Annotated in this window: 16 protein-coding genes; 6 read left to right on the plus strand and 10 right to left on the minus strand. The window is 66.4% G+C overall.

The window, feature by feature from the left end:
* Nucleotides 1-21 precede the first annotated feature (21 nt).
* The 3 genes from AXW83_RS14605 to AXW83_RS14615 form a co-directional block, all read right to left on the minus strand.
* Nucleotides 22-2,004 (minus strand): potassium transporter Kup, encoded by a 1,983-nt coding sequence (locus tag AXW83_RS14605; protein ID WP_082767139.1) that lies wholly within the window; start codon nucleotides 2,002-2,004, stop codon nucleotides 22-24.
* A 106-nt stretch (nucleotides 2,005-2,110) separates the two neighbouring features.
* Complete coding sequence (gene ispG / locus AXW83_RS14610; RefSeq protein ID WP_236841670.1) at nucleotides 2,111-3,385, minus strand: flavodoxin-dependent (E)-4-hydroxy-3-methylbut-2-enyl-diphosphate synthase; 1,275 nt, start codon at nucleotides 3,383-3,385, stop codon at nucleotides 2,111-2,113.
* The gene (locus AXW83_RS14615) at nucleotides 3,382-3,939 is read right to left on the minus strand and encodes a transcriptional repressor (protein ID WP_236841671.1); all 558 of its coding nucleotides are present in this window, start codon (nucleotides 3,937-3,939) and stop codon (nucleotides 3,382-3,384) included. Before AXW83_RS14615 ends, ispG begins: the two co-directional genes overlap by 4 nt.
* Before the next feature lie 118 nt (nucleotides 3,940-4,057).
* On the opposite strand from AXW83_RS14615, the gene AXW83_RS14620 reads away from it, so the two are divergent.
* Both AXW83_RS14620 and AXW83_RS14625 read left to right on the plus strand, forming a co-directional pair.
* The gene (locus AXW83_RS14620; RefSeq protein ID WP_066614670.1) at nucleotides 4,058-4,843 is read left to right on the plus strand and encodes a 3-hydroxybutyrate dehydrogenase; all 786 of its coding nucleotides are present in this window, start codon (nucleotides 4,058-4,060) and stop codon (nucleotides 4,841-4,843) included.
* Nucleotides 4,840-5,910: a patatin-like phospholipase family protein gene (locus AXW83_RS14625; RefSeq protein WP_066614672.1), complete on the plus strand. Its 1,071-nt coding sequence runs from the start codon at nucleotides 4,840-4,842 to the stop codon at nucleotides 5,908-5,910. Before AXW83_RS14620 ends, AXW83_RS14625 begins: the two co-directional genes overlap by 4 nt.
* Before the next feature lie 15 nt (nucleotides 5,911-5,925).
* On the opposite strand, the gene AXW83_RS14630 is transcribed toward AXW83_RS14625, so the two are convergent.
* Together AXW83_RS14630 and AXW83_RS14635 are read right to left on the minus strand one after the other, a co-directional pair.
* Entirely contained in the window at nucleotides 5,926-6,576 is a 651-nt protein-coding gene (locus AXW83_RS14630; RefSeq protein WP_066614674.1) for a class I SAM-dependent methyltransferase, read from the minus strand.
* A gap of 8 nt (nucleotides 6,577-6,584) precedes the next feature.
* Nucleotides 6,585-7,739 (minus strand): glycosyltransferase family 4 protein, encoded by a 1,155-nt coding sequence (locus AXW83_RS14635; protein ID WP_066614676.1) that lies wholly within the window; start codon nucleotides 7,737-7,739, stop codon nucleotides 6,585-6,587.
* A 186-nt stretch (nucleotides 7,740-7,925) separates the two neighbouring features.
* On the opposite strand from AXW83_RS14635, the gene AXW83_RS14640 reads away from it, so the two are divergent.
* Nucleotides 7,926-8,879, plus strand: coding sequence for an aminoglycoside phosphotransferase family protein (locus AXW83_RS14640; RefSeq protein ID WP_066614678.1), 954 nt, complete (start codon nucleotides 7,926-7,928; stop codon nucleotides 8,877-8,879).
* Between the two features lie 81 nt (nucleotides 8,880-8,960).
* Here the strand turns inward: AXW83_RS14640 and AXW83_RS14645 are convergent, their stop codons facing one another.
* Nucleotides 8,961-9,296: a hypothetical protein gene (locus tag AXW83_RS14645; RefSeq protein ID WP_066614680.1), complete on the minus strand. Its 336-nt coding sequence runs from the start codon at nucleotides 9,294-9,296 to the stop codon at nucleotides 8,961-8,963.
* A 185-nt stretch (nucleotides 9,297-9,481) separates the two neighbouring features.
* Between AXW83_RS14645 and AXW83_RS14650 the strand changes: the two genes are divergently transcribed.
* Both AXW83_RS14650 and msrB read left to right on the plus strand, forming a co-directional pair.
* A complete protein-coding gene (locus AXW83_RS14650) occupies nucleotides 9,482-10,009 on the plus strand; it encodes a hypothetical protein (RefSeq protein WP_066614684.1) in 528 nt (175 codons plus the stop codon).
* A 94-nt stretch (nucleotides 10,010-10,103) separates the two neighbouring features.
* On the plus strand, nucleotides 10,104-10,598 hold the full coding sequence (gene msrB / locus AXW83_RS14655) for a peptide-methionine (R)-S-oxide reductase MsrB (protein WP_066614685.1): 495 nt from the start codon (nucleotides 10,104-10,106) through the stop codon (nucleotides 10,596-10,598).
* Nucleotides 10,599-10,632: 34 nt separating this feature from the next.
* On the opposite strand, the gene AXW83_RS14660 is transcribed toward msrB, so the two are convergent.
* From AXW83_RS14660 to AXW83_RS14675, 4 genes are all read right to left on the minus strand, one after another.
* Nucleotides 10,633-11,001 (minus strand): hypothetical protein, encoded by a 369-nt coding sequence (locus tag AXW83_RS14660; RefSeq protein ID WP_156640057.1) that lies wholly within the window; start codon nucleotides 10,999-11,001, stop codon nucleotides 10,633-10,635.
* A 148-nt stretch (nucleotides 11,002-11,149) separates the two neighbouring features.
* A complete protein-coding gene (locus AXW83_RS14665) occupies nucleotides 11,150-11,530 on the minus strand; it encodes a DUF6481 family protein (RefSeq protein ID WP_066614689.1) in 381 nt (126 codons plus the stop codon).
* Nucleotides 11,531-11,614: 84 nt separating this feature from the next.
* Nucleotides 11,615-11,878 carry a 30S ribosomal protein S21 gene (rpsU, locus tag AXW83_RS14670; protein ID WP_066614691.1) on the minus strand — a complete coding sequence of 88 codons (264 nt, stop codon included), beginning with the start codon at nucleotides 11,876-11,878 and terminating at the stop codon, nucleotides 11,615-11,617.
* Between the two features lie 154 nt (nucleotides 11,879-12,032).
* On the minus strand, nucleotides 12,033-12,242 hold the full coding sequence (locus AXW83_RS14675; protein ID WP_056715847.1) for a cold-shock protein: 210 nt from the start codon (nucleotides 12,240-12,242) through the stop codon (nucleotides 12,033-12,035).
* A 290-nt stretch (nucleotides 12,243-12,532) separates the two neighbouring features.
* On the opposite strand from AXW83_RS14675, the gene proB reads away from it, so the two are divergent.
* Nucleotides 12,533-13,657, plus strand: coding sequence for a glutamate 5-kinase (proB, locus tag AXW83_RS14680; protein WP_066614693.1), 1,125 nt, complete (start codon nucleotides 12,533-12,535; stop codon nucleotides 13,655-13,657).
* The last annotated feature ends 6 nt before the right edge of the window (nucleotides 13,658-13,663 follow it).

Here is a 13,663-nt window from a genome sequence, read left to right on the forward strand (position 1 = left end):
GTCACGCGCCGGGCCCGCTCCTTACACCGTCACCTGCGTGCCCACCTCGACCACCCGACCGGTCGGGATCTGGAAGAAGCTCGTGGCGTCCGTCGCGCTCTTGGTCAGCGAGATGTAGAGATTGTCCTGCCAGACCGGCATGCCCGATTGCGGCGAGGCCTTGATCGAGCGGCGCGAGAGGAAGAACGAGGTCGACATGATGTCGAACTTGAAGCCCTGCTTGCGCAGGATCGCGAGCCCCTTGGGCACGTTGGGGCTCTCCATGTAGCCATAGACCAGATCGACCCGCCAGAAGTCGTCGGTGATACGCGAGAGGCGCACGCGCTCCTCCTCGGCGATGCGGGGCGTGTCGGTGGAGCGCACGGTCAGGACGACGTTGCGCTCGTGCAGCACCTTGTTGTGCTTCAGGTTGTGCAGCAGCGAGGCCGGGGCCGTCTCGGGGTCGCTCGTCAGGAAGACGGCCATACCCTTGACCCGGACGGGGGGGCTCTTGGAGAGCATGCCGACGAGTTCGAGCAGCGGCACGTCGGTCTTGCGCGTCTTGTCGAACAGGATCTTGGTGCCGCGCACCCAGGTCCACATCAGCATGACCAAGGCGATCGCCAGCAGCACCGGCATGTAGCCGCCGCTGAACAGCTTCAGCATGTTGGCGGCGAAGAAGGCGATATCGATGATCAGGAAGGGCAGGATCAGGGCGACCGTCGCGAGCAGACTCCAGCCCCAGACGCGGCGGATCACGATGAAGGCGAGCAGCGAACTCACCACCATCGTGCCGAAGACCGCGATGCCATAGGCATGCGAGAGATTGGAGGAGGAGCGGAAGGACCAGACCAAGAGCAGCACGATCAGCAGCAGCAGCCAGTTGATGCGGGGTATGTAGATCTGGCCGGAGGTATGCTCCGAGGTGTGGCGGATTTCGAGCCGCGGCAGCAGGCCGAGCTGGACCGCCTGCCGCGTCAGCGAGAAGGCGCCGGTGATCACCGCCTGGCTCGCGATGATGGTGGCGATCGTTGCCAGAATGACCAGCGGCAGGATCAGGAAGTCCGGGGCGAGCTTGTAGAACGGATTGTCGATGGCGGTCGGATCCGAGAGGATCAGCGCACCCTGGCCGAGATAGTTCAGCCATAGCGAGGGGAAGACCACCCAGATCCAGGCGCTTCGGATCGGACCGCGGCCGAAATGGCCCATATCGGCATAAAGCGCCTCGGCGCCGGTCACCGCCAGGCAGACCGAGCCGAGTACGGCCAGCGACACCGTCGGGTGGTCAAGGAAGAAGCGCAGGCAGTAGTACGGGTTGACCGAGGCCAGGACGCCGATGTCATCGGCGATATGGTAGATACCGAGCCCGGCCAGCACCAAGAACCAGACCAACGTGATCGGACCGAAGAAATTCGCGACCCTCTCGGTGCCGCCGCTCTGGACCAGGAACAGGCCGATCAGGATGACGGACGCGATGGTGACGACATAGTCGTTCAGCAGCGGCGTGACCAGCTTGATGCCCTCGACGGCCGACAGCACCGAGATCGCCGGAGTGATCACCGCGTCGCCATAAAACAGCGCCGCACCGGCCATGCCGAGGAACAATACAACGCCGCCGCGCGCCCGCCCGAGCCCGCGCTGGGCCAGCGCGACCAGCGTCAGGATGCCGCCTTCGCCATTATTGTCGGCCCGCATCAGCAGCAGGACATATTTCAGCGTGACGACGATGACGAGCGACCACAGGATCAGCGACAGCACGCCGATGACGATGTCGCGCGGCACCGGCGCGCCGGCGACCGCGGTGCCCAGCCCGCCATGAGCGGCTGTCGCCGCCAGCACGGTCTCGCGCAGCGCATAGAGCGGGCTCGTGCCGATGTCGCCATAGACGACGCCCAGCGCCCCGAGCGCCAGCGCGGCGTAGCTGTTGGTCGAGTGGCCGTGCCCGGAACGGCCATGGCCGTCATCGAGGCCGAACCGAGAATCCTCCGGCCGCGAGGTCGGCGGATTCGGGTTGTCATGCCCCATAGGGGATCTCCGCGGATGCTGCAGTGCAGCGAAAGGCCGGGGCCTCTAGCACACCGGGGCCGGCGCGCAAAGGCGCGGCCATGCGTTCGTTGCAGGACAAGTCATTCTACTCCGCCGCATCAGCCCGCCTGCCATAGCGCCGTTCGATGTAGCCGTCGACCATCGTCTTGAATTCGGCGGCGATGCCTTGTCCCCGCAAAGTTGCAACCTTCCTGCCGTCGACGAAAACCGGAGCGGTCGGCTCCTCGCCCGTGCCGGGCAGCGAGATGCCGATATCGGCGTGCTTGGATTCGCCCGGCCCGTTGACGATGCAGCCCATCACCGCGACGTTGAGCGCCTCGACGCCGGGATAGCGCGTCTTCCACTCCGGCATCGATGTCGAGATCCAACTCTGGATGTCGCGCGCCAGTTCCTGAAACACCGTCGAGGTCGTGCGCCCGCAGCCGGGACAGGCCGCGACCAGCGGCACGAACGCCCTGAATCCCATCGTCTGCAGCAGTTCCTGCGCCGCCTTGACCTCGAGCGTTCGGTCGCCGCCCGGCTCCGGCGTCAGCGAGAAGCGGATCGTGTCGCCGATCCCCTCCTGCAGCAGGATGCCGAGCGCCGCCGACGAGGCGACGATGCCCTTCGAACCCATGCCGGCCTCGGTCAGGCCGAGATGGATGGCATAATCGGCGCGGCTCGCCAGCGTTCGATAGACCGCGATCAGGTCCTGAACACCCGACACCTTCGCCGAGAGGATGATGCGGTCCCGCGCCAGTCCGATCTCCTCGGCCCGCTCGGCAGACAGCAGCGCCGACTGCACCATCGCCTCGCGCATCACGGTGCGCGCATCGAGCGGCCGGGCCGAGACGGCGTTCTCGTTCATCAGCGCGGTCAGCAGTTCCTGGTCGAGCGAACCCCAGTTGGCGCCGATGCGCACGGCCTTGCCATGCTTGATCGCAAGTTCGACGATCTGGCCGAACTGGCGGTCCTTCTTGTCCTTGAAGCCGACATTGCCGGGGTTGATCCGGTATTTCGCCAGAGCCTCGGCGCAGGCCGGATGGTCGGCCAGCAGCTTGTGCCCGATATAGTGGAAATCACCGACCAGCGGCACATCGATGCCGACCCGGTCGAGCCGCTCGCGGATTTTCGGCACGGCGGCGGCGGCCTCGTCGCGATCGACCGTGATCCGCACCAGTTCGGAGCCCTGCCGGGCCAGCGCCGCGACCTGCGCGACCGTGCCGGCGATGTCGGCGGTATCGGTATTGGTCATCGACTGCACCACGATCGGCGCAGCCCCGCCGACGGCCACGTGTCCGACCATGACCGGAACCGTCGCCCGGCGCGGCTGCGGACCCGCCTGGTCCGGCAGGCAATCGAGCATGACCCGTTCATTCATGGCTTTGCGCTCCGGCAATGCTCGCACCGTCCGACGATCTCGACGACCTGATGCGAAGCCGCGAACTGGCGGCCCGTCGTGATGGCCGCGACCGCCTTCCTCATGGCAGGCGAGGAATCCTCGTCGACACCGCCGCAACCCTCGCAGATCAGGAAGGCGACGACCTCGTCGGCGCCATGGCCATGCAGGCAGGCGAGGTAGGCGTTGCGCGAGGAGAGCCGGTGGACGAACCCCTGCTCGACCAGGAAATCGAGCGCGCGATAGATCGAGATCGGCGCCAGCCGCCGGCCGCCGGGCGGCGAGATGCGGTCCGCAAGGTCATAGGCCCCGACCGGCCGATGGTCGCCATGCAGCGCCTCCAGGGCCTGACGGCGGATCGGCGTCAGGCGCAGGCCGCGCTCGCCGCAGATACGCTCGGCCCGTGCTAGCGCTTCGGCGGCATGGTGGCGGTGGTCATGCGCGTGCCGACAAGCTTCTCCGTCGTCGGCGGCATGGCGATGGCCGTCATGATGCGCATGATCGTGATCGCTCGGGTGCGGCTGCATTTCGGTCATGTTGCGTTGCAATAGAAGACCCGGCACGGTTCCGTGACCCTTTCGGATCGGTGGCTTATCCTTCATCTTGCGCCCAACCTAAGCATTTCTCTTCGCAATGTCAGGAGCCTTGACGCTCATGTTCCTCAAAGACCGCTGCGCCGCCATCACAGGCTCGACCTCGGGCATCGGGCTCGCCTATGCCCGCGCACTCGCCGCCGAAGGCGCCCATCTCGTGATCAACGGGATCCTGCCGCCAGCCGACGCCGAAAAGCTCCGCGCCGACCTCGCGGGCGAATTCGGCGTCAAGGTGCTGTTCTCTTCCGCCGACATGACCAAGCCCGCCGAGATCGCCGGGATGATCGGGGCGGCCGAAGCCGAATTCGGCGCGATCGACATCCTCGTCAACAATGCCGGCATCCAGCATGTCGCGCCGGTCGACGAGTTCCCGATCGAGAAATGGGACATGATCATCGCGATCAACCTGTCCTCGGCCTTCCATACCACCCGCGCCGCTTTGCCGAAGATGAAGGCCAAGGGCTGGGGCCGCATCATCAACACGGCATCCGCCCACGCCTTCGTCGCCTCGCCCTTCAAGAGCGCCTATGTCTCCGCCAAGCACGGCATCGCCGGTTTCACCAAGACGGTCGCGCTCGAAGTCGCGACGCAAGGGATCACGGTCAACGCCATCGCACCGGGCTATGTCTGGACGCCGCTGGTCGAAAAGCAGATTCCCGACACCATGAAGGCGCGCAACCTGACCAAAGAGCAGGTCATCAACGATGTGCTGCTGACGGCGCAGCCGACCAAGGAATTCGTCACGGTCGAGCAGGTGGCGGCGCTCGCCGTGTTCCTCTGCACCGACGCCGCCAAGTCGATCACCGGCACGACGCTGCCGATGGATGGCGGCTGGACTGCGGCATGACCGGGCGACGCAAGGCCAGCACGCAGACGGTCAAGGGCCTCGCCGGCCCGAAAGCCGAGCGGACGGTGTCGCTGGCGCTCCAGGGCGGCGGCGCGCACGGCGCCTTCACCTGGGGCGTGCTCGACGCCATCCTGGAGGATGGCCGGCTCGCCATCGAGGCGCTCTCGGGCACCAGCGCCGGAGCCATGAACGCCGTCGTGCTATGCGAAGGCTGGATCGAGGGCGGCGCCGATGGAGCCCGGACGAAACTGGAGACCTTCTGGCGCGCCATCAGCGTCGACGGCAAATATGGCGGCTCGGAGCGCTCGCTGATCGACACCATGCTCGGCGCCTGGGGCAGCAGCGGCACGCCGCCGGGCCTGATCTGGTTCGAGATGTTCTCGAAGGTGGCGAGCCCCTACGACATCAACCCGCTCAACATCAATCCTTTGCGCGGCGTGATAGCCGACCTAATCGATTTCGACAAGGTCCGGGCCTGCGCGGAGGTCAAGCTCTTCATCGCCGCCACAAATGTCCGCACCGGCAGGATCAAGGTCTTCAACGGCCCGGAAATGACGCCTGACCACCTGATGGCATCGGCCTGCCTGCCGATGCTGTTCCAGGCGGTCGAGATCGGCAAGGAAGCCTATTGGGATGGCGGTTACATGGGCAATCCGGCCCTGTTCCCGCTGTTCTACGAGGCTCATTGCGACGACATCATGCTGGTGCAGATCAACCCGCTCCAGCGCAAGGATCTGCCCACGAAGGCGCGGGACATCCAGGACCGGCTGAACGAGATCACCTTCAATGCCTCGCTGCTGCGCGAGCTGCGCGCGATCGAGTTCGTCAACCGCCTCGTCGATGCCGGCAAACTGCCGACCGACGAATACAAGCGCGTGCTGATGCACCGCATCGACGGCGGCTCGCCGCTGGCGGAACTGACCTCGTCGTCGCGGATGAACGCCGACTGGGACTTCCTGCTCCGCCTGCGCGACATCGGCCGGGCCGCGGCGAAACGTTGGCTCAAGCGCAACTACGAGGCGATCGGAAAGGTCGCGACGCTGGATCTGAAGGAAGCGATCAGCTGAGGCGGCATCGCGGCATCACACCATCAGCCGCCAGACCGTGCTGCGCTTGATCTCGGCATCCTCCAGCGACCGCGTCACCGGCACCTCGTAGCTCGCCAGCGGGACCAGCCTGTCGCGAGGCAGATAACTCCGGCCGGGATCGCCGATCAGCACCGTGGCCCCACGCGCCGACAAGACCGAAAGCCAGGCGACGACGCGCTCTGCCATGTCGCGCTCATAGCAGACATCGCCGGCGCAGATCACGTCCCAGCCGGCGTCGCTCCCGACCATGTCGTCCAGCAGGACGTCTACGGCAACGCCGTTCGCGTCTGCGTTGAGCGCGATCGCCTCCGTCGCGAAGGCGTCGATATCGTTTGCCGTGACGCTGGCCGCGCCCGCCTTCGCCGCCGCGATCGCCACCAGCCCCGAGCCGCTGGCGAAATCGAGCACGCGCTTACCGGCGACGACGCCGGGATCGTCCAGAAGATAGCGCGCCAGCGCCTGCCCGCCCGCCCAGGCGAAAGCCCAGAACGGCGGCGGCAGTCCGATCACCGCCAACTCGTCCTCGGTCTTCTGCCACAGCTCCGTCGCCTCCTGCGCCACATGCAGGCTGATCTCCGGCGCGTGCGGCACGGGCAGCAGACAGGTATTGGCCATGATGAAGCCGCGCCGGTCGAGCGCCGCCATGGGCGCGCTCACGCGGCGAGATCCGTCGTCGGCTTGCCCAGAAGCTCGCGATAGAGCGACTTCACCACATCCATCACGTCGCGCTCGGTATAGCCTTCGAGCAGCCGCGCGCGGGCGCTGCCTCCCATGCGCTCGACCAGATTGGGCGCACCGGCGAGCGCCACCAGCACCTTGGCGAGCGCGGCGGCATCGTCCGGCGGCACCACGACCCCGTCGATGCCGTCGCGCACGAAGCTGCGACAGCCCGGCACGTCGGTCGTCAGGATGCCGCGCCCGCAGGCGGCGGCCTCCAGAATGGTGCGCGGCAGCCCCTCCCCGCCCCGCGACGGCAGGCAGCACAGATGATGCGTGCGCCAGACGCCCTCGATATCGCGCGTCGGTCCCGCCCAGGTGATCCCGGGCCGAGCCGCCCATTCCGTCAGCGTCGCTTCAGGAATCGCCCTTGGATTGGAGAAATCGGGCGCGCCATGGATGGTGAGTTCGACGCGCACGCCATGGCTGCGCGCAATCCGAACCGCTTCGACCGCCAGATCGACGCCCTTCGACCAGAGCAGCCGCGCCACCAGCGCGATCTTCAGCGGCGGCGACGGCGGCATCGCCATCGGCATCAGGATCAGCGGATCGACGCCCGCCCCGCCGACCAGCACGACCTTGGTCGCCTGCTGCGGCTTGAGATCAAGCATCGCCGGGTCGTCCGGATTCTCGAACAGGAACCGAACCTGCGGCCCATCGATCGCCTGCCGCAGCCAAAGCCTCGTGCCGAGCCGCGCCGCGTTTGCGAGCGCGCCCCGCTTAGCACCGAGGAAACCGAGCCCGGTCAGCGCATAAACGCGCCGCTCGATGCCGGCGAGCTTCCCGGCGAGACCGGCGAGCACGATAGGCTTCAGCGCGATACAGTGCAAAATATCGGGCCGCTCGGCGGCGATGATGCGCCGCAGCGTCCTGACCTGGCGGAACAGCGCGCGCGGATCGAGGCTGCGGCGCTCCGCCTCCAGCGCGATCAGCCTGGCGCCGGCAGACTCGATCACCCGGCGATGCTGGCGTTCGCGGGCGATCACCACGACCTCGTAGTCGAGTTCGCGCGCCGCCCGCGCCATCGGCAGGAAATGCGAGGCGAAGAACCAGTCCTCGGTCGCGACGAAGAGAAGTTTTGGCCGGGCCATGTCGCGACATCAGTCCGATGCGGCGACGAAGGTCAAGCGGGATGGAGCTGCGCGACGCCGTCATGCCGCGTTTTGGGCAGCAGGCGCGGCAGCCGCGAAGGTCATGGTGAAATTTTTGCCTTCCGCGGCGATCCGGAACCCGGCTAAAGCATCGGCCTTACATGGCGCACGGACCAACGCGGACCCATGCAGATCTTCCCGACCGTGGCGAGCAGCGGCGCCTTCCGTACCTGGAGATCCGACAGGGCGAACTGGCTGCCGGTCGCCAAAGCCATCGCGAACCATCACGGACTGGCGGTGGTCAACCCGTTCTCGTTTGCGACCGGCACGAACCTCGTCATCGCGCTTGACGACGCGCTGATCCTGAAGGTCTTTCCGCCGATCTATCGCAGCCAGTTCGTCTCGGAGCGCGCCACCTTGCGACAGCTTCGGGGGAAGCTGGACCTCCCGATCCCCGAGATCGTAGCGGAGGGCGGGGCGGACGACTGGTCCTATCTCGTCATCACGCGGTTGGCCGGCATCCTCGGCTCGCAGGCTTGGCGTGGCCTTCCCGAAGAGCAGAAGGAGCGCGTCCTGCAGCAGATCGGCGAGACGATCGCGCAGGTGCACTCAGTGCCCCTGGGCGAACTCACACGCATCGAGCCCCGCTGGCCTGAATTCATCGAAAGGCAGATCGCGGGCTGCCGCGAGCGCCATGTCCGCCTGGGACTCCCGAAAAAATATCTCGCCGATCTCGACGCGCTTCTTGAGAACGCCGCGACGCTGATTCCGATGGATGCTCCGCCCGTCATCCTGACCGGCGAATACATCCCTGAAAACTTCCTTCTCGGTAAGACCAACGGCCGATGGGGACTCGCGGGGCTGATCGACTTCGGCGATGTCATGACGGGCTGGCGCGAATATGACCTGCTCGGCCCGAGCGCCTTCATGGCGGCGGGACGGCCGGGGCGTGTGTGCAGCCTGCTACGGGGCTTCGGTTATGGGGACGCAGTCGATCCCATCGTCAGGCGGCGCCTGCTGACGCTGATCTTCCTGCATCGGGCTAGCGATCCCATGCGCCATATCTGCATCGAAGGCTGGGAACACCGGATCAATCGATTGACCGATTTGGAAGACCTGATCTGGCCGACAGGCGATTGATAGGTCTCGGCACCTGAAAAAGGAACGGCCTGCCGGGGGCGCCGACAGGCCGGATCTGATGGGGATGGAGCGGGGTCGCGCTCAGTAGTAGGTGCGGCAGACCCGGCGGTGGCCGACGACCTCGCCATAGTAGTTCACGCGTTCGACCATGCGGCAGCGATAGGCGGGACCGTCGCTGACATAGACCGGGTTTCCGTAATATCCGTGACGGTAGCCGTAACCATGACCGTAGCCGTAGCCATAGGCCGGACGTGCAGTCGCAGCGAGCATGCCGCCGACGGCCAGGGCTCCGATGACGCCAGCTCCGACGCCCCAGCCGTAGCGGGGACCAGCCTGCGCGGTGCTCGAAGTGAAGACGGAAGCGCCCAGGGCGAGGGCGGTGACGGCGACGGCCAGGCTCTTCTTGATCGGTGTCATTGTCGTTCTCCGGTTGACCAGGACGGCGACCCATTCGCCATGTTTCCGCCTTGGTTGGCTCTGAACCGAAATCGCCGGACGCCTCGAAAAAAATCACGCGCCGATGAAAATAACTGTGCCGCTTGCCTATCGGAGACCAGGCGCGCTTGATGACCGTCCGACTCCAATCGAGGCACGTACAGAGAATGGGATCAGCGCTGCGCTGGACGGGACCGGCACTCGCCGGTGTGCTGACGGCCTCGCCGCTGGCGGCACAGGAGATGGTGAGCAGCTACACGCGTCATCACTACGAGGCCTGCCGCAAATCTCCCGCCGGAAACGACCTGATGGAGACCACCTGCATTGGCCCCGCCGGCATCCGGATCGTCTGGACGGCCGAGGCCGATTCGACATCGGTCAATTTTGGCAAGAGGACGATCGGGGAATCCCTCTTTGAAGGACTGGAATTCTTCGAGGCCGGAACCACGATCGAATGGCGCGGCCCGAAGGGGCGACGGCCGCAGATCGCGATCCTGCGCTACAAGGCGGGCAAGACTATCGGAAACCTCGACGTGACCCGGCTTGTCGTCCACAGGATCGGCCAGGACGATGTCTCCTGCATCGTCGGCAGCGTCGATGGCCGCGGCAAGGATGCTAATGCGCAGGCACGGCGCCTTGCCGACGAAAACGGCGGGACGTTCCGCTGCGGGCAGGACAAGCGTCTCGACCGCTGAAGCCGGCCGCGCCCTGCGTAACGCCCTCGTGATGCTCCGCTTTGCATCTCCGTTGACCGCAATGCGTTATCGGTAAGAGGTCTGGAGTCCGATCATGATCACGAGACGCAACCTGCTTCTATCGACGGCCTCGGCGCTCGCCGCCTGCACGGCCGCCTATGGGCTGGGCCTGTTCGACGCCTCCGCCGCCGTCGAGGGCAGCTTCGAGGTGACCAGGACCGACGCCGAATGGAAGAGGCTTCTGACACCGGCGCAATATGACGTCCTGCGCCGGGAGGGCACGGAGCGCGCCGGTTCGAGCCCGCTCGACAAGGAGAAGCGTGCCGGCACGTTCCACTGCGCCGCCTGCGACCTGGCCGTCTATGCCTCGACGACGAAATTCGACAGCGGGACCGGCTGGCCGAGCTTCTGGGCGCCGCTCGACAATGCGGTCGCGACGAAAACGGACAGATCGTTCTTCATGAGCCGCACGGAGGTGCATTGTCGGCGTTGCGGCGGCCATCTCGGCCATATCTTCGACGACGGCCCGGCCCCGACCGGCAAGCGTCACTGCCTCAACGGCATCGCACTGAAATTCGTCACCGCCTGAATTGTATCGAAGCGGACGGCGCAGTCGCCGCCGATTACTCGGCTGTGGCCCGCTTGGCGGCCTTCTCAGCTTTCTCTGCAGCCTTAGCCACGCGCTCGGCCGATTTGGCGGCCTTGTCCGTGGCGGTCTTGGTTTTGGCGGCCTTTGCGGCGGCCTTCGCCTCGACGATCTCGGCCTTCGCCTGGGCCTGCTCGGATGCAACGATCGCGGCCGTCTCCGCCTCGGCGGCTTCCTTGGCAAGACGCTGCGCGCGCAGGCGTGCGGTCTTCTGCAGCACCGCGTCGCGGGCCGACTGCTCGGCCTCCATGGCGCGGGAAGCTTCCTGCTTGCGGGCGTCGGCCTTGTCGAAAGCCATCTGGGCCCGCCGCTTGATCTCGTCTGGGGAGAGTCCTCGCGTCGCCATGGCGGCTCGCTCCGATCACGGTTTGAGAGGAGGCGTGTCACGCCGGCCTGAGGTAAAACACCCCGGGCCGGAAACGTCGAGACTGCCGAGTCTCCCTGCCGCCAGTCGGCGCGAGCGAGAACCCCGTCAGCCGGGCTTGTTCAGCAGGTCAGCGACGACCGCCCTTGCCGGCGGCCCGGAGCTGCGCATATTGCACGGCCTCGAGCAGCACCTTGCGCGGACGCTCGGCATCGCGCTTGGCCTGTTCGGCCTTGCGGGCGACCTCGCGGGCGATTTCGGCCAGGCGCTCTTCCTCGACCAAACGGACGCGCTCGATCTCGGCAAGGCGTTCGGCCTCGACGCGGGCGGCTGCCTTTTCGGCCTCGCGCTCGGCACGCGCGACGGCGACGGCCTCGCGTTCCGCGCGGCGCTGCTGCATGATCGGGTCATCCGGACCCGGGCGCGACTTGAAGCGCTCCAGGAGCGCCTTCTTGGCTGCGGCGGAATTGGACTGGCGATCAGTAAAGCTACGGTCGTTCGGGTTCTTCAAGGTCGGCCTTCTAGGGGTTCACACGGGCGGATTTGCAGCCCGCGAGCGCGCAATAATCCAAATCGCGTCGGAATGGTATAGAAATCAACGCGCAGGTGCTGGGCTTCCAGCGCGGACCGGCTTCGGCTTCACCTTCGGGGCGGCGATCAAACCTTCGCGCTGCATCTGCTTGCGGGCGACCTTGCGGGCGCGGCGGATGGCATCGGCCTTCTCGCGGACGCGCTTCTCGGAAGGCTTCTCATAAGCCGAGCGGCGCTTCATCTCGCGAAACACGCCTTCGCGCTGCATCTTCTTCTTCAGAACCCGAAGGGCCTGGTCGACGTTGTTGTCGCGAACGAGAACCTGCATGCCTGTGTCTCCTGTTTCAAATGACGGAAAAAGGGCCGGGATATGATCCCCGACCCTTCGTCATGCCGCATCGTCGAGGGCGAGAGGGGTAAAGCGCCAGTACATCCGTGGTCGCCGAACCCGATTCCAATGCCCGCCGAAGCGGCTTAAAGCCTCACTCGGCGCGGAGCTGATCGGCCGACATCTTGCCCGAGCGCTTGTCCTGCACGAGCTCGAAGGAGATCTTCTGACCTTCCCTGAGATCGCGCATTCCGGCGCGCTCGACGGCGCTGATGTGGACGAACACGTCCTGGCCGCCATCATCCGGCTGAATGAAGCCGAAACCCTTGGTAGAATTGAACCACTTGACTGTACCGACGCTCATGACGAATTCCTTCGCTGCGTAGAATGGAAGTGCGTGAAACCTCACGCACCGGTGTTTTCGATTTTTTGAGCAGGAAGGTCGTCAGCAGGCGCATTCTCATGCGCGGGGCCACGTCGTTCGGCCTAAATATCGACCGCCGTCATATGGGCGCTCGAAACCCGCTTGTCAATCCAAACCGTCTGTCGAGCGTCGATCCTCGCCCCGGCGACCACGGCGCAGACACTTTACAACGCTCCGGTTTTCGCCAACAGCCAAGGCGATAACGCCTGCTCAAGCCAACCGGTCGCCTCGTGACAACGCCGTCCCTCAGCCAATTCCGCCGCATCGTCGTCAAGGTCGGCTCCAGCCTCCTCGTCGACCGCCAGCGCGGCCGCCTGCGCCAGGCCTGGCTGGCGGCACTCGCCGAGGATCTCGCCGATCTCCATCTGCGCGGCGCCGATGTGCTCGTCGTCTCCTCGGGCGCGATCGCGCTCGGCCGCACCGTGCTCGGCCTGCCCGGCGGGCCGCTGCGGCTGGAGGAAAGCCAGGCGGCGGCGGCCGTCGGCCAGATCGCGCTGGCCAGGACCTGGTCGGAGGCCCTCGGCCATCACGGCCTGACCGCGGGCCAGATCCTGCTGACGCTCGCCGACACCGAGGAACGCAGGCGCTATCTCAACGCCCGAGCGACGCTTGGCCGCCTGCTCGACCTGCGCGCGATTCCCGTGATCAACGAGAACGACACCGTCGCCACCACCGAAATCCGCTATGGCGACAACGACCGGCTCGCCGCCCGCGTCGCGACCATGGCCGGCGCCGACCTCTTGATACTCTTCTCGGATATCGACGGGCTCTATACGGCGCCACCCGCGAGCGACCCGTCGGCCCGCCATATCCCGCTGGTCGAGCGCATTACGCCGCAGATCGACGCCATGGCCGGCGGTGCGGCGTCGGAACTCTCGCGCGGCGGTATGCGCACTAAGATCGAGGCCGGCAAGATCGCCGCAGCTGGCGGCACCCACATGCTGATCGCCGACGGACGGGCCAAGAACCCGCTCGCCGCGATCGACGCCGGCGCCCGCTGCACCTGGTTCCTGACCGCCTCCACGCCCGCCACGGCGCGCAAGACCTGGATTGCGGGCTCGCTGGAGCCGCGCGGCTCGCTTCATGTCGATGTCGGAGCGGCCCGCGCCTTGCGCGGCGGAGCGAGCCTGCTGCCGGTCGGTGTCAGCCGGATCGAGGGTGAATTCGCGCGCGGCGACGCCGTCCTGATCCGCGATACGGCAGGCGCGGTGCTCGGCCGGGGGCTCGTCGCCTATGATGCGCATGAGGCGGCGCGCGTCATCGGCAAGGCTTCGCGCGACATCGAGGCGATCCTCGGCTATCCCGGCCGCGCCGAGATGATCCACCGGGACGACATGGCGCTCGGGCTCGGCTAAGGTTGC

This window comes from Bosea sp. PAMC 26642, from assembly GCF_001562255.1.
In the GTDB taxonomy this organism is placed as follows: Bacteria; Pseudomonadota; Alphaproteobacteria; order Rhizobiales; family Beijerinckiaceae; genus Allobosea.

Coding starts and splice junctions, on each gene's coding strand:
- AXW83_RS14605 (WP_082767139.1), bottom strand. CDS start 2,004: ATGGGGCATGACAACCCGAATCCGCCGACCTCGCGGCCGGAGGATTCT.
- ispG (WP_236841670.1), bottom strand. CDS start 3,385: ATGAATGAACGGGTCATGCTCGATTGCCTGCCGGACCAGGCGGGTCCG.
- AXW83_RS14615 (WP_236841671.1), bottom strand. CDS start 3,939: ATGACCGAAATGCAGCCGCACCCGAGCGATCACGATCATGCGCATCAT.
- AXW83_RS14620 (WP_066614670.1), top strand. CDS start 4,058: ATGTTCCTCAAAGACCGCTGCGCCGCCATCACAGGCTCGACCTCGGGC.
- AXW83_RS14625 (WP_066614672.1), top strand. CDS start 4,840: ATGACCGGGCGACGCAAGGCCAGCACGCAGACGGTCAAGGGCCTCGCC.
- AXW83_RS14630 (WP_066614674.1), bottom strand. CDS start 6,576: ATGGCGGCGCTCGACCGGCGCGGCTTCATCATGGCCAATACCTGTCTG.
- AXW83_RS14635 (WP_066614676.1), bottom strand. CDS start 7,739: ATGGCCCGGCCAAAACTTCTCTTCGTCGCGACCGAGGACTGGTTCTTC.
- AXW83_RS14640 (WP_066614678.1), top strand. CDS start 7,926: ATGCAGATCTTCCCGACCGTGGCGAGCAGCGGCGCCTTCCGTACCTGG.
- AXW83_RS14645 (WP_066614680.1), bottom strand. CDS start 9,296: ATGACACCGATCAAGAAGAGCCTGGCCGTCGCCGTCACCGCCCTCGCC.
- AXW83_RS14650 (WP_066614684.1), top strand. CDS start 9,482: ATGGGATCAGCGCTGCGCTGGACGGGACCGGCACTCGCCGGTGTGCTG.
- msrB (WP_066614685.1), top strand. CDS start 10,104: ATGATCACGAGACGCAACCTGCTTCTATCGACGGCCTCGGCGCTCGCC.
- AXW83_RS14660 (WP_156640057.1), bottom strand. CDS start 11,001: ATGGCGACGCGAGGACTCTCCCCAGACGAGATCAAGCGGCGGGCCCAG.
- rpsU (WP_066614691.1), bottom strand. CDS start 11,878: ATGCAGGTTCTCGTTCGCGACAACAACGTCGACCAGGCCCTTCGGGTT.
- AXW83_RS14675 (WP_056715847.1), bottom strand. CDS start 12,242: ATGAGCGTCGGTACAGTCAAGTGGTTCAATTCTACCAAGGGTTTCGGC.